We start from the raw sequence: 19,382 nt of genomic DNA, 5'->3' as shown, positions 1-19,382 counted from the left end.
ACGCACAAGGGACGCTCTATCTTCATTAAATCTAGGATCGTGCTTTTTCGAACAAAAAACCCGGCGCGAGGCCGGGTTTCGTATTGTGAAGAGATCGACCGCTTATTCGGCGGCAGCCAGGAGGCCTGGAGCCGCGTCACGGACGGTGCTGTCGACGTGGTCTTCGAACTTGGTGAAGTTCGTGACGAACATGTTGACCAGCTTCTTGGCTTGCGCGTCGTAGGCAGCGCCATCGGCCCAGGTCGAGCGTGGGTCGAGGATGCTGTTGTCGATGCCTTCGAGCGAAGTCGGTACGGCAAAGCCGAAATTCGCGTCGGTGCGGAACTGGGCGTTCTTCAGCTCGCCGGTCAGTGCAGCGGTCAGAAGCGCGCGGGTAGCCTTGATAGGCATGCGCTTGCCAATGCCATAGGCACCGCCGGTCCAGCCGGTGTTGACCAGCCAGCAATCCACACCATGCTGCGCAATCAGATCACGCAGCAGGTTGCCGTATTCCGTCGGATGACGCGGCATGAAGGGAGCTCCGAAGCAGGTCGAGAAGGTGGCTTCCGGCTCGGTCACGCCCTTTTCCGTGCCGGCGACCTTGGCGGTGTAGCCGGAGAGGAAGTGGTACATGGCCTGTTCCGGCGTCAGACGCGCGATCGGCGGCAGCACGCCGAAGGCGTCTGCGGTCAGCATGATGATCGTCTTCGGATGACCGGCAAGGCCGGTCTTCGAGGCGTTGGGAATGAAGTGCAGCGGGTAAGCGCTACGCGTATTTTCCGTCAGCGAATTGTCGTTGAAATCCGGAACGCGGTTTTCATCGAGAACGACGTTTTCCAGAACCGTGCCGAAGCGACGGGTTGCCGCGTAGATTTCAGGCTCAGCTTCCGCCGACAACTTGATCGCCTTGGCGTAGCAGCCGCCTTCGAAATTGAAGATGCCGTCTTCGCCCCAGCCATGCTCATCGTCGCCGATCAGCGTACGGGCCGGATCGGCAGACAGCGTGGTCTTGCCGGTGCCGGACAGGCCGAAGAAGACAGCGGCATCACCATCCGGGCCGACATTGGCCGAGCAGTGCATCGGCATGACGCCCTTGGCAGGCAGCAGGTAGTTGAGAACGGTGAAGACCGACTTCTTGTTCTCGCCGGCATAGGACGTGCCACCGATGAGGACGATACCCTTGGTCAGGTCGCAGGCGATCACCGTTTCGGTGCGCACGCCGTGACGAGCAGGATCAGCCTTGAAGCTTGGCAGGTTGATGATGGTGAGCTTCTGCTTAAATGAAGCAAGCTTCTCGCGCGCCGGGCGGATCAGCAGGTTACGGATGAAGAGGCCGTGCCAGGCGAGCTCGGTCACGACGCGGGTCGGAAGCGCATTTTCTTCATCGGCACCGCCGACGAGGTCCTGAACGTAGAGCGTCTTGCCGGCGGCATGTGCGAGCATATCCTTGTGCAGGATTTCGAAATGCTCAGGCGACAGCGGCTTGTTGTTGTCCCACCAGATCGCATTTTCCGTGTGGGCATCGCGCACCACGAATTTGTCCTTCGGAGAACGGCCGGTGTGCTGACCGGTCACGGCGCGCAGAGCGCCATCAACGGTAATGTCCGCCTCGCCGTTGCGGATCGATTCTTCGTACAACTCACTCTCGATGAGGTTGTAATGTACAACAGCGGCTCCGCCCAGACCGAGTGCAGCCACTCCGTTTTCTGGATTGTGTACTCCGAGTTCTTTCATGGCGCGTTCCCTTTTTCTGAATGCGAGCCGTTCAAATTTTCAGTGAAGCTAACGGCAACAAACAGGATTGGCAAGATGCCGCACGAAAAATATTCAACAATTTCAATATATTAATCGATTTAAAAGATTTTATTCCTTTTTAAATCGGTTTAGCCACGCTGCAAATCCGGACTCTTAGTCTCTGCTGGAATATCCTGCTGCAAAGCTCTCCGATCGTGGGGCTTGGTCTTTGCCACAATTTGTTCCACCTTTATACTCATGAGACGTGTTCGCGGCGCACAACCTAGGCTGGGGTGAATGTCGGGAGCATAGATTGCAAATGACGATGGAGACCAATTTAATGCAGACGATTGCGCTTGTAGACGACGACCGTAATATCCTGACATCGGTGTCGATCGCGCTCGAAGCGGAAGGCTATAAGGTCGAAACGTATACCGACGGCGCCTCCGCCCTTGACGGGCTAATTGCACGCCCGCCGCAGCTGGCGATCTTCGATATCAAGATGCCGCGCATGGACGGCATGGAACTGTTGCGTCGCCTTCGGCAGAAGTCGGACCTTCCCGTCATCTTCCTCACCTCCAAGGATGAGGAAATCGACGAGCTGTTCGGCCTGAAGATGGGCGCCGACGATTTCATCACCAAGCCTTTTTCGCAGCGCCTTCTGGTGGAGCGCGTCAAGGCGATCCTGCGCCGCGCCAGCAGCCGTGAAGCAGCGGCGACCGGCGCAAGCCCCATGAAGATCGCTGCCGATCAGGCCGCCAGAACGCTGGAACGCGGACAGCTTGCCATGGACCAGGAACGCCACACCTGCACCTGGAAGGGCGAGCCGGTGACACTGACCGTCACCGAATTCCTGATCCTGCACTCGCTGGCACAGCGCCCAGGCGTCGTCAAAAGCCGCGATGCGCTGATGGATGCCGCCTATGACGAGCAGGTCTATGTCGACGACCGCACCATCGACAGCCACATCAAGCGCCTGCGCAAGAAGTTCAAGCTGGTCGACAACGACTTCGACATGATTGAAACGCTTTACGGTGTGGGCTATCGCTTCCGCGAAGCGGCGTGAGGCCGAGAAATGACGCCGCGTAAGCGGGGCTGAGGAACGTACGTGCTGAACAAAACGCAGGATAGCGCATCGGACACATCCGATGCCGACGATCGTGAGAGCGGTCGGCGGCACCGGATTCATCCGCTGACGATCGTCCGGCGTATCTTCGGCAATGCCGTCTTTTCCAGCCTGACGCGCCGTATTCTCTTCTTCAACGTCGCGGCGACGGTGGTTCTGGTCGGTGGTATTCTCTACCTCAACCAGTTTCGCGAAGGCCTGATCGATGCGCGCGTCGAAAGCCTGCTGACGCAGGGCGAAATCATCGCCGGTGCGATCTCCGCCTCGGCTTCGGTCGATACCAATTCGATCACCATCAATCCGGAAAAGCTGCTGGAGTTGCAAGCGGGTCAGAGCATCACGCCGGTACCGAATGATGAGGACCTGAGCTTCCCGATCAATCCGGAGCGTGTCGCCCCGGTCCTTCGCCGCCTGATTTCCCCGACCCGCACCCGAGCCCGTCTCTTCGATGCGGATGCGAACCTGCTTCTCGATTCCCGGCATCTCTATTCACGCGGGCAAGTTCTGCGCTACGACCTGCCGCCGGTGACCCCTGAAACCCAGACCTGGGGCGAATGGTTTGCCAGCCTGTTCAACCGCATGCTGCAGCCAAGCAGCCTGCCGCTTTATAAGGAAACGCCGGGCGGCGACGGATCGATCTACCCGGAAGTGATGAATGCGCTGACGGGTGTTCGCGGGGCGGTCGTGCGCGTCACGGAAAAGGGTGAGCTGATCGTTTCGGTGGCCGTTCCGGTGCAACGCTTCCGCGCGGTGCTTGGCGTTCTGCTGCTATCGACACAGGCCGGCGATATCGACAAAATCGTCCATGCGGAACGTCTGGCGATCATGCGCGTCTTCGGCATTGCGACGCTGGTCAATATCGTTCTGTCGCTGCTTCTTTCCTCCACCATTGCCACACCGCTTCGCCGTCTCTCGGCTGCCGCGATCCGCGTGCGCCGTGGCGCCAAGGCGCGTGAGGAAATTCCGGACTTCTCCGCGCGTCAGGACGAGATCGGCAACCTCTCAATTGCACTTCGCGAAATGACCAACGCCCTTTACGACCGGATCGACGCGATCGAGAGCTTTGCGGCCGATGTCAGCCACGAGTTGAAGAACCCGTTGACCTCGCTGCGCAGCGCGGTGGAAACGCTGCCGCGTGCCAAGACGGAAGAATCAAAGCAGCGCCTTACCGAAATCATCTTCCACGATGTTCGCCGTCTCGATCGCCTGATCAGCGACATTTCCGATGCTTCGCGTCTCGACGCGGAACTGGCGCGCGCCGATTCCTCGCCCGTCGATCTTGAGGTCTTGCTGAATGGTCTTGTCGAAATCTCGCGACAGATTTCCAGCAAGAAGAAGACGGTCACGATCGATTATGTGGCCGACCACAAGCCTGGCGTAAAGACCAGCTATGTCGTTAACGGCCACGATCTCCGGCTTGGCCAGATCGTCACCAACCTGATCGAAAACGCCCGCTCCTTCGTTTCGCAGGATGGCGGGCGCATCTTCGTGCACCTGCTGCGGCACAAGGATCGCTGCCTGGTCCGCGTCGAGGACAATGGTCCCGGCATCCAGGCTGAAGATATCGACCGTATTTTTGAGCGCTTCTACACCGACCGCCCGGCCAGCGAAGGTTTCGGCCAGAATTCCGGTCTTGGCCTCTCGATCAGCCGCCAGATTGCCGAGGCGCATGGCGGTACGCTGAAGGCGGAAAACATCATCGACAAATATGGTGTGATCTCCGGCGCCCGCTTCACCCTGTCGCTTCCTGCCGCCCCGACGCATGAGCGCTGACCGCATCAACTACCATGCAACTGCAATCGTCATTGACGAAACGGGCATGTTGTTCGTTGGGCCCTCCGGCAGCGGCAAAAGCGAGCTTGCCTTCAGCTTCCTGACAGAAGCACAGCGTTGCGGCTTGCCGGCGGCGCTCGTGGCGGACGATCAGGTTCTGATGTCGTCTCAAGATGGACGCGTTCTTGTCGAACGGCCGGAGAGCATCGCCGGGCTTCTGGAACTGCGCGGCAGCGGCATCGTCGAACTTCAGAGCATCAAATCGGCAACGATCGACTATGCCGTAACGCCTGTTGCACACCCGCAGTCCCCTCGCCTCCCGCCGAAGAATGAATGGCTGGATTTGCCGACCGGCAACAGGCTACCGCTCATCCGGATTCCGCTTTCCAGCATCACGCCCTATGGAAAATTTGCTGCACTTGCTCAAAATCTGTTCAAAGCCAAGGGAAAGTGAACAAAAATCCCCTGTTTGGGGGCTTGCGCTTCCCATTTTCCTCATCAAGATGTCGTCCCACCGATGGACAGGTTTGCGGCATTGCGATAGGGCGGCACACCAGACGCAAGTCCAGGTGGCAAAGTGCGTGTGTAAGGGAGCATTTCATGATCGGACTAGTGCTTGTCACTCATGGCAAGCTGGCTGAGGAATTTCGTCACGCGGTAGAGCATGTGGTCGGTCCTCAGAAGTTGATCGAGACCGTATCGATTGGTCCCGAGGACGACATGGATCAGCGTCGGCAGGATATCATCGATGCCGTGACACGCGCCAATGACGGCAATGGCGTCATCATCCTCACAGACATGTTTGGCGGAACGCCGTCCAACCTCGCCATCTCGGTGATGAGCAGCGGCACCGTTGAAGTGATTGCCGGCGTCAATCTACCCATGTTGATCAAGCTTGCCGGTATTCGCAGCGAAGACAACATGGACAAGGCTCTGCAGGAGTCTTCCGATGCCGGTCGCAAATATATCAACGTCGCCAGCCGCGTTCTCAGCGGCAAATAAGAAGAACACGCTTCATGTCCTCACTGTCGAAGGAACTGCTGATCGTCAACAAGCGCGGCCTGCACGCGCGCGCCTCTGCAAAATTCGTGCAGATGGTGGAAAAGTTCGACGCAGCCATCAGCGTTTCGAAGGACGGTATGACGGTCGGCGGCACCTCGATCATGGGTCTGATGATGCTGGCGGCAAGCCCCGGATGCACGGTTTTTGTCGAAGCAAGCGGCAATCAGGCGGAAGAAGCGCTTGCAGCACTCGAGGCGCTGGTTGCGGATCGGTTCGGCGAAGAACTTTGATAACCATCATATAAAGACATAAAGACTTCTTTATATGATTATTGCCAGATCGGCGATTGCCTGTTAGAACCGCAGCCTGAATTGCAAGGCAGCGGCACGGGTCCCTGCCATTTTTGAGCAGGAGATCTTTATGAGCGCTGACAAAGACTACATCGTCGCGGATATCAACCTTGCCGACTACGGCCGCAAGGAACTGGACATTGCCGAAACCGAAATGCCGGGCCTGATGGCCTGCCGCAGCGAATTCGGTCAGAGCAAGCCGCTGAAGGGCGCTCGTATCTCCGGTTCGCTCCACATGACGATCCAGACAGCCGTTCTGATCGAAACCCTGAAGGAACTCGGCGCCGACATCCGTTGGGCGTCCTGCAACATCTTCTCGACGCAGGATCACGCTGCTGCAGCCATCGCGGCCGCCGGCATTCCGGTCTTCGCCGTCAAGGGTGAGAGCCTGACCGAATATTGGGAATATACCGACAAGATCTTCCAGTGGACCGATGGTGGTCTCTCCAACATGATCCTGGATGACGGTGGCGACGCCACCATGTACATCCTGCTCGGTGCACGCGCCGAAGCTGGCGAAGACGTTCTGTCGAACCCAGGCTCGGAAGAAGAAGAAATTCTTGTCGCACAGATCAAGAAGCGCCTTCAGGCTTCGCCAGGCTGGTTCACCAAGCAGCGTGACGCGATCAAGGGCGTGACCGAAGAAACCACGACAGGCGTTCATCGTCTCTATGACCTCAGCAAGAAGGGTCTTCTCCCCTTCCCGGCAATCAACGTCAATGACAGCGTCACCAAGTCGAAGTTCGACAACAAGTATGGCTGCAAGGAATCGCTGGTTGACGGTATCCGTCGCGCCACCGACGTGATGATGGCCGGCAAGGTTGCCGTCGTCTGCGGCTACGGCGATGTCGGCAAGGGTTCTGCTGCTTCGCTTCAGGGCGCTGGCGCCCGCGTCAAGGTCACCGAAATCGATCCGATCTGCGCGCTTCAGGCCGCCATGGACGGTTTCGAAGTCGTTCGCCTCGAAGACGTCGTGTCTTCGGCAGACATCTTCATCACCACCACCGGCAACAAGGACGTCATCCGCATCGAGCATATGCGCGAGATGAAGGACATGGCGATCGTCGGCAATATCGGTCACTTCGACAACGAAATTCAGGTCGCTTCGCTGAAGAACCTGAAGTGGACCAACATCAAGCCGCAGGTCGACATGATCGAGTTCGCCAAGGGCAACCGCATGATCCTTCTGTCGGAAGGCCGCCTGCTGAACCTCGGCAATGCGACCGGTCACCCTTCCTTCGTCATGTCGGCCTCGTTCACCAACCAGGTGCTCGGCCAGATTGAACTCTTCACCAAGCAGGGCGAGTACAAGAACGACGTTTACGTGCTGCCGAAGCACCTCGATGAAAAGGTCGCGCGCCTTCACCTTGAGAAGCTCGGCGTAAAGCTGACCGAACTTTCCGACACGCAGGCAGATTATATCGGCGTCTCGAAGACGGGTCCGTTCAAGGCAGAACACTACAGATATTGATTTCATAGTTAATATCAACATCAAATACACCACATCTAGGCATCGCGGACTTGACAAAGTCCGCGATTTCTTTTTAGGCGCCGCCCTTCCCGGAAATTTGCTGAGACGGTATTGTCTGAAGACTTGATTCGTGTGGGCGGATGCCCGTGCGAAAATGGGATGTCTTGTCGAAGATGCGGCACATAGGACGGAGACAGACCGGGGATGTCGGTAAAAAAAGCGAACTCGCGCCAGCGGGCGAAAAAGAACGTGGAGACGGGCAGCGACGAGGCGCCCGTTCTTGAACGATTGCGCGGCTCTCTGACCACCATGGCAGGCGCCCTGCGCCGAAAGTTCTGCGCGGTCTCCGCGTTGATGGCTGGAACGACACTCAGCGGCTTTGCCACCGTTGCCGAGGCTCAGGATGGTGCGCTCCTCCAACGAAGTGCACGCCTGTTCTCGTCCAGCGAGACCATCGCCTATTCGATCTTCATCGGCGTCGTCTCCGCGACCCTGTTTTCCATCGTCTGGCTGGTGCGCCAGCGCGGGAACATCGAAGCCGAGGTCAATGAATACCGCACGGCGCTGTCCGAAGCGCAGAACAAGATTTCCAAATACGAGGCGCTGATTTCCGACAAGTCGCGCCGGATCGTCATCTGGGAAGATACCGGCGAACGTCCTGAATTCGTCGGACAGTTGCCGCCCGAAACCGGCGTGCCGGCTGCCGATTCCGACTTTCTGGCCTTTGGCCGCTGGCTGCGCCCTACGTCGGCAGCACCGCTGGAGAAGGCAATCGAGCTGCTGCGCAGCCGGGCGCAGAGTTTCGATCTGACGATCGAAACGCAGCGCGGAGAAGTCATCGAGGTTCAGGGACGCGTGTCCGGCGGTAAGGCATTCGCCCGTTTCATTGCCTTGAACAATATGCGTGCCGAATTGGCGGAGTTGAGAGTGGAGCGCGAGCGCCTGCTTTCCTCCATGTCCACCTTCCAGGAGCTTCTCGATTCGATCGAGCAGCCAGCCTGGCGCCGAAACAACGAAGGCGCGCTCATCTGGGTGAATCATGCCTATGCGATTGCCGTCGATGCGACGACGCCGCAGCAGGCCGTCAACGAACAGCGCGAATTGCTGAACACGGTGACACGGCAGAAGATCCGGGCCACGGCCACGCCGGAATCGCCCTATCATGACCGGATCTCCACAGTGGTTTCCGGCAACCGCACCTTCTTCGATGTGGTCGATATCAAGACGCCAAATGGCTCTGCCGGCATCGCGATCGACGCGTCCGATGCTGAAACCATCCGTGAAGAGTTGAAACGCACGCTCAAAAGCCACGCGGAGACGCTCGATCATCTGGGAACGCCCGTCGCCATCTTCGACGGCGAGCAGCGCCTGCAGTTCTACAATCAGGCCTTCGCCCGCCTATGGGGCCTCGACCTTGTCTTCCTGGAATCGAAGCCCGGCAATTCCGAGCTTCTCGATCGTCTGCGCAGTGCCGGAAAGCTGCCGGAGCAACTCAGTTGGAAGAGCTGGAAAGAGACGGCACTCTCCGTCTATCGCGCGCTGGATACCAAGACCGATCTCTGGCACCTGCCGAACGGGCAGACGCTGCGTGTGATTGCCACCGCGCATCCGCAAGGCGGCGCGACCTGGGTGTTCGAGAACCTGACCGAACAGGTCGATCTTCAGATGCGTTACAACACGCTGGTCAAGGTTCAGGGCGAGACCATCGATCACCTGGCAGAAGGCGTTGCCGTGTTCGGCGCCGACGGTCGTATTCGCTTGTCGAACCCGGCGTTCCGCGCGCTCTGGGCGATCACGGCGGAAGAGGCCGAAGCCGGCAAGCACATTCGCTCCATCGAAGCGGTCTGCGCGCAATCCTACGAGAAGCCGGATGGCTGGCGTGCTTTTGCGCAATTCATCACCAGTTTCGACGACGAGCGTCCTTCCAAGCAAGGAACGCTGGAACTTCTTTCCGGTCTCGTGCTCGATTATGCCGTCATCCCACTGCCCGACGCGCAGACCATGCTGACCTTCGTCAACATGACCGACAGTGTGCGCGCCGAACGGGCGCTCAAGGAAAAGAACGAGGCGCTGCGCAAGGCAGACGAACTGAAGAACGACTTCGTCCAGCACGTGTCTTACGAACTGCGTTCGCCGCTCACCAATATCATCGGCTTTACCGATCTTCTGAAGACGCCCGGTATGGGCGAACTGAACGATCGTCAGGCCGAGTATCTCGACCATATTTCGACCTCGTCGTCGGTGCTGCTGACGATCGTCAACGACATTCTCGATCTGGCAACCGTCGATGCCGGCATCATGCATCTGAATTACGCCGAGAACGATCTGAATGAGCTTCTCGACGATGTGGCGGTGCAGATCACCGATCGTCTGCAGGAAAGCGGCGTTTCGCTCGAGATCGTTGCGCCTGCGCATCTTGGTTCCATCGTTGCCGATCACCAGCGGCTGAAGCAGATCCTGCTGAAGCTTCTGACCAATGCGGTCAACTTCTCGCCGGAAGGTTCGGCGATCCGCCTGACCTGCCAGAGAAGCGAAGGCGATTTCGTCTTTTCGGTTGCAGATCAAGGCCCCGGCATTCCCGAAGACATGCTGAAGACGGTCTTCGACCGCTTCTCCACACGCGGCCAGGGCGGTCGACGCACGGGCGCTGGCCTCGGCCTCTCCATCGTTGAGAGCTTCGTCAGCCTGCATCAGGGCACCGTTACGCTCGACAGCCGCCCCGGTGAAGGCACGGTAGTGACCTGCCGCATTCCTTCGCATGACCAGCCGCAGTCCATTGCTGCCGAATGAGTGACGAGACGCTTTCCCTCTCGCTCTTCCTTGCAAATGAGGCCGAGACGATCCGGCTTGGCGAGGAGTTGGCACTTGCCGTCAAGCCGGGCGATGCCATTGCGCTGGTGGGCGATCTTGGGGCTGGGAAATCGACCCTGGCGCGGGCTTTGATCCGGGCAATCGCCGACGATGCCGAGCTCGAAGTACCGAGCCCGACATTTACCATCGTCCAATCCTACGCGCTTCGCTTTCCCGTCGCGCATCTCGATCTTTATCGTCTCTCCGACGTGTCGGAGCTGGATGAACTCGGGATCGACGAGATGCTGTCCGACGGCGTGTGCCTGATCGAGTGGCCGGAGATGGCAAGCGAGGTGCTGCCTAAAGCATCGACCATCCTGTTGCGCCTCACACAAGAGGGAGACGGTCGGCGTGCTGTGATCGAGGCATCCCGGCGTCACCTAGAGCGGCTTGAACGGGTTTTCGCCATTCGCCGCTTTCTGGAGCGGAATGGTAAGACAGGCGCGATTCGGCGCTATTTCAGTGGTGATGCTGCCTATCGCACCTATGAGCTGGTGCGCGATGACGACAGCCAATATCTGTTGATGGACTGGCAGCCACAGCCGCCCGGCCCCGCTCTTCACAATGGCAAATCCTATTCGGAGATCGTGCACCTTGCACGTACCGTCGAGCCGTTCGTTGCTCTTGATCTCCATCTCCGAAGCGAAGGCTTTGCGCTGCCGGAAATCCTGGCGCGCGACATGGATGAAGGCATCCTACTTTTGAGCGATATGGGACGCGCAGGCGTTCTGGATGCCAATAGGGCGCCCATTGAGGAGCGCTATATCGAGAGTGCTGCCTGTCTGGCGGCGCTGCACGAAAAGCCGATGCCCGCAACGATCGGCCTGCCGGATGGTGGGCGCTATGAGATTCCGCGCTTCGATGCCGATGCAATGAAGGTCGAGACCTCGTTGCTGCTGGACTGGTATCTGCCGCACATGCATGACGGCAAGCCGACCGACGACGCCAAGCGGCAGGATTTTTTCGCCGTCTGGGATCAGTTGATCGCCAAGCTTGCCGATGTGGAAACCGGGCTTGTCTTGCGCGACTTCCACTCGCCGAACATCATCTGGCAGCAGGACAAACCAGCGCCGCAGCAGGTGGGCATCATCGACTTCCAGGATGCGATGATCGGCCCAACGGCCTATGATCTGGCGTCTTTGGTGCAGGATGCGCGGGTGACAATCCCGCCTGAACTGCAGGCGCGAATGATGGAGCGGTATTTCGATATCCGCCGAAAGAACCCTGCCTTCGATGAAGAGGTATTTCTCAAAGCCTTCGCCATCATGGCGGCACAACGCAATTGCAAGCTGGTCGGCGCCTGGGTTCGCCTTTTGAAGCGCGATGGCAAGCCGGGCTATATGAAGCATATGCCGCGCACCTTCACCTATATGCGCGCTGCGCTGGAACATCCCGACCTTGCGCCGCTGCGGGACTGGTTTGCGCGGGCGGGCATAGACCTCAACTCTCAGTAAAGCGTTTCCCATGACGATCAGACAAGCGATGGTTCTGGCAGCAGGTCTCGGCACTCGAATGCGCCCGATCACCGACACGATCCCCAAGCCGCTGGTCAAAATCGCTGGCAAGCCGATGATCGATTATGTGCTCGATCTTCTGGTGGCGGCGGGCGTCGAAACCGTGTCGATCAACGTCCATCATCATGCGGATCAGATGATCGCGCATCTTGAAGGCCGCAAGGATCTTGAGGTCCTGATTTCCGATGAGCGGGCCGAGCTCTTGAATTCCGGTGGCGGTCTCGCCAAGGGTTTGAAGCTGCTGGCGCCAGGACCTGTGCTGGTGATGAATGCCGATCTGTTCTGGGTCGGGGAAACATCCGGCCGTCCCACCAATCTGCAGAAACTCGCGGAGGGTTTCGATCCTGCGCGCATGGATATGGCGATGCTTTGCGTCGATATGGACCGCACCACCGGACATAACGGCAAAAAGGATTTCAATTTTGCAGAGGATGGGCGCCTGACCCGGTATCAGGAGGGCGAGCCACGTCCGGTGGTTTACGCTGGCGCGATCGCCATGGATTCGCGCCTGCTTGAGGATGCACCGGCTGATGCCTTCAATCTCAACATCTATTTCGACCGCGCCATTGCGAAAAAACGGCTTTATGGCGTGATGCTCGACGGTCAATGGATTACCGTCGGCACACCGGATGCTATAGAGGATGCGGAGCGAACCATTGCTTCCGTTTAGAGCGCTGTGCGTCCCTCAGGACGCACAAAGGACGTTCTAACGCTTTGAATCGACGCATCGTGCTTTCCGAAAATCGATCCGGTTTTCGGGCGGATGTTGTCATCCTTGAGAAGGTCGAACCATTGGCGCATGCCAAACGCATCCTGACCATTGCGCCGGGAACACCCTTTCTAAAGACACTGGCGCAAAGCCTCTGTGCCGGGACGCTCGCGAGCGGCTTCTCGTACGACCCTGCCGATCCGCTATCGCTTGCGCGCGTGACGATCTACGTGCCGACGCGCCGTTCGGCCCGCGTGCTGCGTTCCGAATTTGTCGACCTTCTGGGTGGGCGGTCCGCCATTCTCCCGGTTATCCGCCCCCTTGGCGAAACGGATGACGATAGCGGCTATTTCGATATAGAGACGCCGGCCACCATCGATCTTGCACCACCGATTTCCAGCACGGCGCGGCTGGTGGAACTCGCGCGGCTGATCCTTGCCTGGCGAAACAGCTTGCCGGACGCAATCCGCGCCATCCATTCCGATTCACCCCTTGTCGCACCTGCCAGCCCGGCGGATGCGATCTGGCTTGCACGTGCCCTCTCCGAAGTCATCGATGCGATGGATACGGAAGACAAGGATTGGGAGGCGCTCTCCGAGCTGGATACGGCCGATCATGCGCAGTGGTGGCAGCTGACCGCGAAGTTTCTGGAGATCGCCAGTATTTATTGGCCCGCCCGCCTTGCCGAACTCAACCGGTCTTCCGCCGGCCGCCACCGCAACGCTATCCTTCGCGCAGAGGCGGACCGGCTGACGAAGATCGCGAGCACGGATCCGATCATCGTTGCAGGCTCCACCGGCTCCATTCCGGCTGCCGCCGATCTGATTGCTGCTGTCGCCTCTTTGCCGCACGGCACCGTCGTGCTTCCCGGTCTTGACCTCGATATGCCGGAAGATCAGTGGCAGGCGATCAATGAGGCACCGGATGACGCGGCAAGCCGCACCCATTCGCAATACGGGCTGTTCACCCTGTTGCAGAAGCTCGGCGTCTTGCGTCACGATGTAGAGCGGATCGGTGACCTTGATCGCGATCTGCAGGACCGGGCCGCCGTTTTTTCCACCGCACTTGCGCCTGTTCGGGCGACCGCGGAATGGAACGAGTGGCGCGCGGACAAGTCGCCGGCCTTCTTCGAAAGCGCCTTTTCCGCCGCCTCGATGATAGAGGCGGCCAATGAGCGCGAGGAGGCAACCGCAATTGCCATCGCGCTCAGGCTGGCGCTTGAAAAGCCCGGTCAGAATGGCCCATCGCAGGCAGCCCTCATCACGCCGGATCGCGGACTTGGCCGAAGGGTGGCAACCGAGCTTGCCCGCTTCGGCATCGAGGCGGACGATTCCGCAGGTACGCCGCTGTCTGCGACGCCGCAGGCAGGTCTTTTACAGCTGGCTATGGAAGCGATCCTGCGCCCAGGTGATCCGGTCGCGGTGATCTCCTTGTTGAAGCATCCGCTTTGCCGCTTTGGCTTGAGCGAACTACAGATGAAGAAGGCTGTTGCAGCGCTTGAGCTTCTGGCGTTGCGCGGCGGGCGCGAGGAAACGACACTTGGCAACCTCGATGCGCTTCTGGCGCATCAGATGACACTTCATGCGGGCGACCGCCATCCGCCACATTGGCGCACGGCGCTTTCCGATGATGCACCGCTCGCGGCCGAAGATCTGGCGAGACGGATTACAGCGGCGATCGAACCGCTGGAGCAGGCTTTCGTTCACCGCGATCCACTCCGCGGTCGCCTCACCTCCCGCCTGACGCTGGCGGAGTGGGCGGAGCGTTCCGGCCGCGTTATCGAAGCGATGTGTCTGGATGATGCGGGCGATCTGGCGAGCCTTTGGTCCGGCGAGGCGGGAGAAAAGCTGTCCAGTCTTTTTGCCGAACTGATGGAATGCGGCAGCGCGCTAGAGGCGGATGGTCCACAATGGATCGATATCGTCGCGGCCTTCATCGCGGGCGAATCGATCAAGCCACGGGCCATGCGCCACCCACGCGTCTTCATTTTCGGCGCTTTGGAAGCACGTCTGCAGAGCGTCGATACCGTCATTATCGGTGGTTTGAACGAAGGGGTGTGGCCGGGACAAACGGCCAACAACCCCTTCCTGTCGCGCAGCATGAAGACATCGATCGGGCTTGAGCCGCCGGAACGCCGCATCGGGCAGTTGGCGCATGATTTCGAGATGGCGAACGGCACGCGTCACATCATCTACAGCCGCGCACTGCGCCAGGGTTCGACGCCTGCCGTGGCTTCGCGCTGGCTGCAAAGACTGCTGGCACTGGGCGGGGAAGATTTTGCCGAGGAGCTGAAGCGACGTGGCGAATCCTACCGCCATTGGGCAATGATGCTGGATGACAGCGAGACGCAGGATCCAGCACGACGCCCTGCCCCAACCCCGCCTGCCGATCTCCAGCCGAAGAGCTATTCCTTCAGCGAAGTCGGACGGCTGCGCCGTGATCCCTATGCCATCTATGCGCGGCGCATTCTGAAGCTCGATCCGCTGGACGAGTTCAACCGCGATCCAGGCGCTGCCGACCGAGGGACGCTCTATCACCGCATCATCGAACTCTACTCCCGTGAGGAGCACGTTCCCGGCACGCCGGCGTCCGAAGACGCGATGATGCGTGTATTGAACGCATGTTTTGACGAAGAAAATCTGCCAGCACATATCGATATCGTCTGGCGACCGCGCTTCGTTGCGGTGGCGCGCGAGTTTCTCGCCTGGGAGAAAGATCGCCGTCCCGTGGTGCGCCGCTCTTATGTGGAGGCCCGCGCCGGACAGGAGATTCCAGAGGCGGGTATCCGGCTGACGGGCGTGGCCGACAGGATCGACATCAAGACCAATGGCAAGGCGGATATCGTCGATTACAAGACGGGGCTCTCCCCGACTGTGAAACAGGCCCGCTCCCTGCTCGATCCGCAACTGGCGCTGGAAGCGGCCGCCCTGATGCGTGGCGCGTTCCGAGACGCCGGGACGCCAACACCGGAGGATCTGATCTATGTGCGCCTGCGACCAGGAGAAAGGTTCACTGGGAGCGATATCGTCAACAACGAGAACGCAAAGGCCACGGCCAAGACCGTGCCTAAGAGCGCTGTAGAACTTGCGAACGATTCCATCGACCAATTGACGAAATTCATCAAGGCGCTGCGCGAGGGCAAGAACGGCTTCGTGTCGCGGCTGATCCCGGAAGAACAGCAATCCTATGGCGGCGAGTACGATCATCTGGCGCGCGTTTCCGAATGGTCCACCGCAGAACCGGGAGATGGCGATGGCGAATGATCTTTTCGAATACGCCGCCGAGCAGGCTCAAGATCACGGCCCGGAGCGCGACGAGCCAGGCGCCTGGATCGACTGGACAACACGCCAGCAGACCCGCGCCTCCGATCCGACTAGCTCGGCATGGGTGTCGGCCAATGCGGGTTCGGGCAAGACGCATGTCTTGACGCAGCGGGTGATCCGTCTGCTGCTGGCCGGTTGCCGTCCCTCGGCCATTCTGTGCCTGACCTATACAAAGGCGGCGGCCTCAGAAATGTCGAGCCGCGTCTTCGATCGCCTCGCGGATTGGGCCACTCTCTCCGACACCGCCTTGAAAGACCGTATCGCGACAATTGAAGGGCGTGTCCCGGACGCGATCAAGCTGAAGGAGGCACGCCGTCTGTTCGCCAAGGCGCTGGAAACGCCGGGCGGGCTGAAAATCCAGACGATCCATGCCTTCTGCGAAGCACTGCTGCACCAGTTTCCGCTGGAAGCAAATGTCGCCGGCCACTTCTCGGTTCTCGATGATCGTGCCGCCAGCAGTCTCCTGGCGGAAGCACGCCGCAGCCTGCTGACCGCCGTTTCGCTCGAGCAGGACACGCCGCTGGCTCAGGCGCTCGCCTATGTGCTCGATCTCGCGGACGAGACCGGGCTGGAAGCGCTGCTGAGCGCCATCGTTGCCAACCGCAATCCTCTGCGCGGCTTTCTCGAAGACGCCTCCCGCACCGGTGGAATCGACGCGGCGCTTCGACGCCACGCTCGCATCAGCGCCAATGAAACACTTGAGACGGCAGCGGCCGCCTATTGGCCACTCCCGGGTCTCTCCGGCCTGTCGCTCGACACCTATCTGACGCTGTCCGATGAGGTCGGGGGCGCACGGACGCACGAAGTGTCCTACGCGTTGCGGGAAGCGGCGCGAGAAAGCGATCCGTACAAGCGAATCGCCTTTCTCGAAAGCGCGTTGCTGACCCAGAAGGGCGAGCGGAAGTCCGATGCCTACGTCATCAACAAGGCGATGCAGACGGCAGCACCCAGTCTCCTAGACGATCTGACGCTGGCGCGCACCCACGTGGTTGCCTGCCGCGACCGGTATCGGACGCTGCGCATGCTGGAGGCGACCAGACATGCCTTGACCCTGGCAGACCGGCTGATCGGCGACTTCGAGGATTTGAAGAAGCAGCGCAGCCAGCTCGATTTCGAGGACCTGATCGAGCGCGCGGCCACGCTTCTCAACCGCGATACGGCGGGCGCCTGGGTGCATTACAAGCTGGACCAGGGTATCGACCATATTCTCGTCGATGAGGCGCAGGATACCAGCCCGGTGCAGTGGTCGATCATCCAGTCGCTGGCAGCAGATTTCTTCCATGGCGAGACCGCGCGCGCTGGTCAACGCACGCTGTTTGCCGTGGGTGACGAGAAGCAGTCGATCTATTCCTTTCAGGGAGCAAGGCCGGAGCGGTTTTCGCAGGAGCGTGAGGAAACGGCGCGGCGGGTGACTGCCGTCCAGCAGATCTTTCATCCCGTTCGTCTGCCGCTTTCCTTCCGTTCCACGGCGGATGTGCTGGCTGCAGTGGATCAGGTCTTCTCTTTGCCCGAGAATGCCGCAGGCCTCAGCGCCGACAACGAACCCGTCGAGCATCGCTCCAACCGCCTTAGTCAAGCTGGGACGGTAGAGGTATGGGACATGATCGCCGCTGAGCCGGTCGACGATGAAGAAGACTGGACGGCACCCTTCGATGCGTTGCGTGAAAGCGCCCCGCCCGCCATCGTCGCACGCCGGATCGCGGCGCGCATCGCAGCGATGATCGGCACGGAAACGGTGATCGAGAAAGGCGTCGAACGTTTTATCGAGGCTGGCGATATTCTGGTATTGGTGCGCAAGCGCCACGCCTTTGTCAACGCGCTGACGCGCGAGTTGAAGCAGCGAAAGAACATTCCCGTTGCCGGTGCCGACCGCTTGCGGCTGACCGACCACATCGCCATTCAGGATCTGCTGGCACTTGGCCGCTTCGTGCTTTTGCCGCAGGACGATCTGTCGCTTTCGGCATTGCTCAAAAGCCCGCTCTTCAATCATGATGAAGACGATATTTTCGACCTTGCAGCCAAGCGTCCGGAGAAGACAAGCGTCTGGGACTATCTCCAGCAGCGCGCGCAAGAAGATGGAAGCCGCTTTGCCGAGACGCTTGAAACCCTCTCGTCCCTGATTGCGCTCTCCCGTAGCGCGACGATTCACGATTTCTACGCGGCGGTGATGACCATCTATCAAGGTCGCAAGCGCTTTCTTGCACGCCTTGGCAACGAAGCGAGCGACGTTCTGGATGAGTTTTTGTCCTTCGCGCTCGATCACGAAAAGACCGGCCTTCCCGGCCTGCAATCCTTCATCTCCGTGCTGGAAACGGACGCCCCGGAGATCAAGCGCGAGCAGGACAAGGAGCGCGGCGAAGTCCGTATCATGACGGTTCACGCCTCCAAGGGTCTTGAGGCACCCGTGGTGTTTCTCGTCGATGGCGGCTCCAAGGCCTTCATTCCAAGCCATGTGCCGCGGTTGCGCTTTGTCGAAACCAAGGATGCCGCATTCCCCGTGTGGCTACCGGGAAAGAACTTCGATAACGCATTGATCGACCAGGACGATGGCCGCTTGAAGGACGCCGCAGAGCAGGAATATCGCCGTCTCCTCTATGTGGCCATGACGCGGGCTGCCGACCATCTGATCGTGTGTGGCTACCGCGGGCCGAAGGAAAATCCGGATTGCTGGCACCAGATGATCAAGCGGGCGCTGGTCGCGGATGAAGCGCGATGCGTTACTCATCAGTTCCAAGCAGGCGGCGAAGCCTGGGACGGTCTGTTGTGGCGGATGAATGCTCATGAGCCAAAAGCGATACCCCAGAGCGAGACCTCGTCGAGTGCTGCGCCAGAAGCATTTCCCGCCTCGCTGATGCAACCACTGCCACCGGTACCTGCCCTTCCCCGGCCGCTCAGCCCGTCCGGCGCGGGAACGATCATCGATGATGGTGCAGATGACCTGGTCGTGTCCTCCCCGCTCTTTACCAAACCGGAGATAGCTTCCGGCCTTGCACTGCAACGCGGACGTCTTGTGCACCGGATGCTGCAGACGCTGCCGGACTATCCCGAGGATCAGCGGGAAGATGCCGCTCGTCGCTATGCGGAGCGTGCTGCGCGCTACTGGTCGGAATTGGAACGCGAGAGATTGATCAGCACCACGCTCGCCGTTCTTTCCGAACCGGCCATCCAGCCCGCTTTCTCCGCCAATAGCCGGGCGGAGGTTTCGATCATGGGAACGTTGTGCGTGGGCAGGCAGGATTTTGCCGTTGCCGGCCGGATCGACCGCTTGGCGGTGAACGGGGAACGCGTCATTCTGGTGGATTACAAGACGAACCGGATACCTCCGGCCAATGAGAACACCATTCCCTTCGCCCATATCGCACAGCTTGCGATCTATCGCGAGATTCTGAAGCCGCTCTACCCGGACAAGGCTTTCACCTGCGCGCTCGTCTATACGGAGAACGCGTCCTTCGTGACGCTCACGGACGAAGCGCTGTTACAAGCCCTTGCCGCAATCTCGACAAAGTGAGATACCGGACATTGAAAATGCCCATCCCCCGCATCACATGAAT

Annotated in this window: 12 protein-coding genes; 11 read left to right on the top strand and 1 reads right to left on the bottom strand. The window is 59.7% G+C overall.

Translation table 11 applies throughout. The features are described from left to right. Nucleotides 1-102: 102 nt before the first annotated feature. Nucleotides 103-1,713, bottom strand: a complete 1,611-nt coding sequence (locus tag PVA19_RS17135; RefSeq protein WP_062444623.1) for a phosphoenolpyruvate carboxykinase — start codon at nucleotides 1,711-1,713, stop codon at nucleotides 103-105. A 340-nt stretch (nucleotides 1,714-2,053) separates the two neighbouring features. Here PVA19_RS17135 and chvI point away from each other — a divergent pair, with 340 nt between their 5' ends. From chvI to addA, 11 genes are all read left to right on the top strand, one after another. Then, complete coding sequence (chvI, locus tag PVA19_RS17130; RefSeq protein ID WP_062444621.1) at nucleotides 2,054-2,779, top strand: two-component system response regulator ChvI; 726 nt, start codon at nucleotides 2,054-2,056, stop codon at nucleotides 2,777-2,779. Nucleotides 2,780-2,821: 42 nt separating this feature from the next. Continuing rightward, a complete protein-coding gene (locus PVA19_RS17125; protein ID WP_062444619.1) occupies nucleotides 2,822-4,612 on the top strand; it encodes a sensor histidine kinase in 1,791 nt (596 codons plus the stop codon). Then, nucleotides 4,602-5,066, top strand: coding sequence for an HPr kinase/phosphorylase (locus PVA19_RS17120; protein WP_274103579.1), 465 nt, complete (start codon nucleotides 4,602-4,604; stop codon nucleotides 5,064-5,066). Before PVA19_RS17125 ends, PVA19_RS17120 begins: the two co-directional genes overlap by 11 nt. A gap of 146 nt (nucleotides 5,067-5,212) precedes the next feature. Next, nucleotides 5,213-5,614: a PTS sugar transporter subunit IIA gene (locus tag PVA19_RS17115; RefSeq protein ID WP_062424667.1), complete on the top strand. Its 402-nt coding sequence runs from the start codon at nucleotides 5,213-5,215 to the stop codon at nucleotides 5,612-5,614. 14 nt (nucleotides 5,615-5,628) lie between these two features. Next, complete coding sequence (locus PVA19_RS17110; protein WP_062424668.1) at nucleotides 5,629-5,904, top strand: HPr family phosphocarrier protein; 276 nt, start codon at nucleotides 5,629-5,631, stop codon at nucleotides 5,902-5,904. A gap of 130 nt (nucleotides 5,905-6,034) precedes the next feature. Continuing rightward, on the top strand, nucleotides 6,035-7,435 hold the full coding sequence (ahcY, locus tag PVA19_RS17105; protein ID WP_112519304.1) for an adenosylhomocysteinase: 1,401 nt from the start codon (nucleotides 6,035-6,037) through the stop codon (nucleotides 7,433-7,435). A gap of 309 nt (nucleotides 7,436-7,744) precedes the next feature. Next, nucleotides 7,745-10,225 carry a sensor histidine kinase gene (locus tag PVA19_RS17100; RefSeq protein ID WP_274103630.1) on the top strand — a complete coding sequence of 827 codons (2,481 nt, stop codon included), beginning with the start codon at nucleotides 7,745-7,747 and terminating at the stop codon, nucleotides 10,223-10,225. Beyond that, nucleotides 10,222-11,739: a tRNA (adenosine(37)-N6)-threonylcarbamoyltransferase complex ATPase subunit type 1 TsaE gene (gene tsaE, locus PVA19_RS17095; RefSeq protein ID WP_274103575.1), complete on the top strand. Its 1,518-nt coding sequence runs from the start codon at nucleotides 10,222-10,224 to the stop codon at nucleotides 11,737-11,739. The genes PVA19_RS17100 and tsaE overlap by 4 nt, the downstream gene beginning before the upstream one ends. 10 nt (nucleotides 11,740-11,749) lie before the next feature. Beyond that, nucleotides 11,750-12,469 carry a nucleotidyltransferase family protein gene (locus PVA19_RS17090; protein ID WP_274103573.1) on the top strand — a complete coding sequence of 240 codons (720 nt, stop codon included), beginning with the start codon at nucleotides 11,750-11,752 and terminating at the stop codon, nucleotides 12,467-12,469. A gap of 122 nt (nucleotides 12,470-12,591) precedes the next feature. Continuing rightward, nucleotides 12,592-15,771: a double-strand break repair protein AddB gene (addB, locus tag PVA19_RS17085; RefSeq protein WP_274103628.1), complete on the top strand. Its 3,180-nt coding sequence runs from the start codon at nucleotides 12,592-12,594 to the stop codon at nucleotides 15,769-15,771. Then, nucleotides 15,761-19,339: a double-strand break repair helicase AddA gene (gene addA, locus PVA19_RS17080; protein ID WP_274103571.1), complete on the top strand. Its 3,579-nt coding sequence runs from the start codon at nucleotides 15,761-15,763 to the stop codon at nucleotides 19,337-19,339. Before addB ends, addA begins: the two co-directional genes overlap by 11 nt. The last annotated feature ends 43 nt before the right edge of the window (nucleotides 19,340-19,382 follow it).

Source organism: Agrobacterium sp. CNPSo 3708 (assembly GCF_028674915.1).
GTDB classification, from domain to species: Bacteria; Pseudomonadota; Alphaproteobacteria; order Rhizobiales; family Rhizobiaceae; genus Agrobacterium; species Agrobacterium cavarae.
Note: the sequence above shows the minus strand (reverse complement) of the source record. Positions and strands in the feature narration are given on the sequence as shown.

Bases quoted from the DNA above. Each gene is read 5' to 3' on its own strand.
- tsaE (WP_274103575.1), top strand. From the start codon at position 10,222: ATGAGTGACGAGACGCTTTCCCTCTCGCTCTTCCTTGCAAATGAGGCC.
- PVA19_RS17090 (WP_274103573.1), top strand. From the start codon at position 11,750: ATGACGATCAGACAAGCGATGGTTCTGGCAGCAGGTCTCGGCACTCGA.
- PVA19_RS17120 (WP_274103579.1), top strand. From the start codon at position 4,602: ATGAGCGCTGACCGCATCAACTACCATGCAACTGCAATCGTCATTGAC.
- PVA19_RS17135 (WP_062444623.1), bottom strand. From the start codon at position 1,713: ATGAAAGAACTCGGAGTACACAATCCAGAAAACGGAGTGGCTGCACTC.
- PVA19_RS17100 (WP_274103630.1), top strand. From the start codon at position 7,745: ATGGCAGGCGCCCTGCGCCGAAAGTTCTGCGCGGTCTCCGCGTTGATG.
- PVA19_RS17110 (WP_062424668.1), top strand. From the start codon at position 5,629: ATGTCCTCACTGTCGAAGGAACTGCTGATCGTCAACAAGCGCGGCCTG.
- ahcY (WP_112519304.1), top strand. From the start codon at position 6,035: ATGAGCGCTGACAAAGACTACATCGTCGCGGATATCAACCTTGCCGAC.
- PVA19_RS17115 (WP_062424667.1), top strand. From the start codon at position 5,213: ATGATCGGACTAGTGCTTGTCACTCATGGCAAGCTGGCTGAGGAATTT.
- chvI (WP_062444621.1), top strand. From the start codon at position 2,054: ATGCAGACGATTGCGCTTGTAGACGACGACCGTAATATCCTGACATCG.
- addA (WP_274103571.1), top strand. From the start codon at position 15,761: ATGGCGAATGATCTTTTCGAATACGCCGCCGAGCAGGCTCAAGATCAC.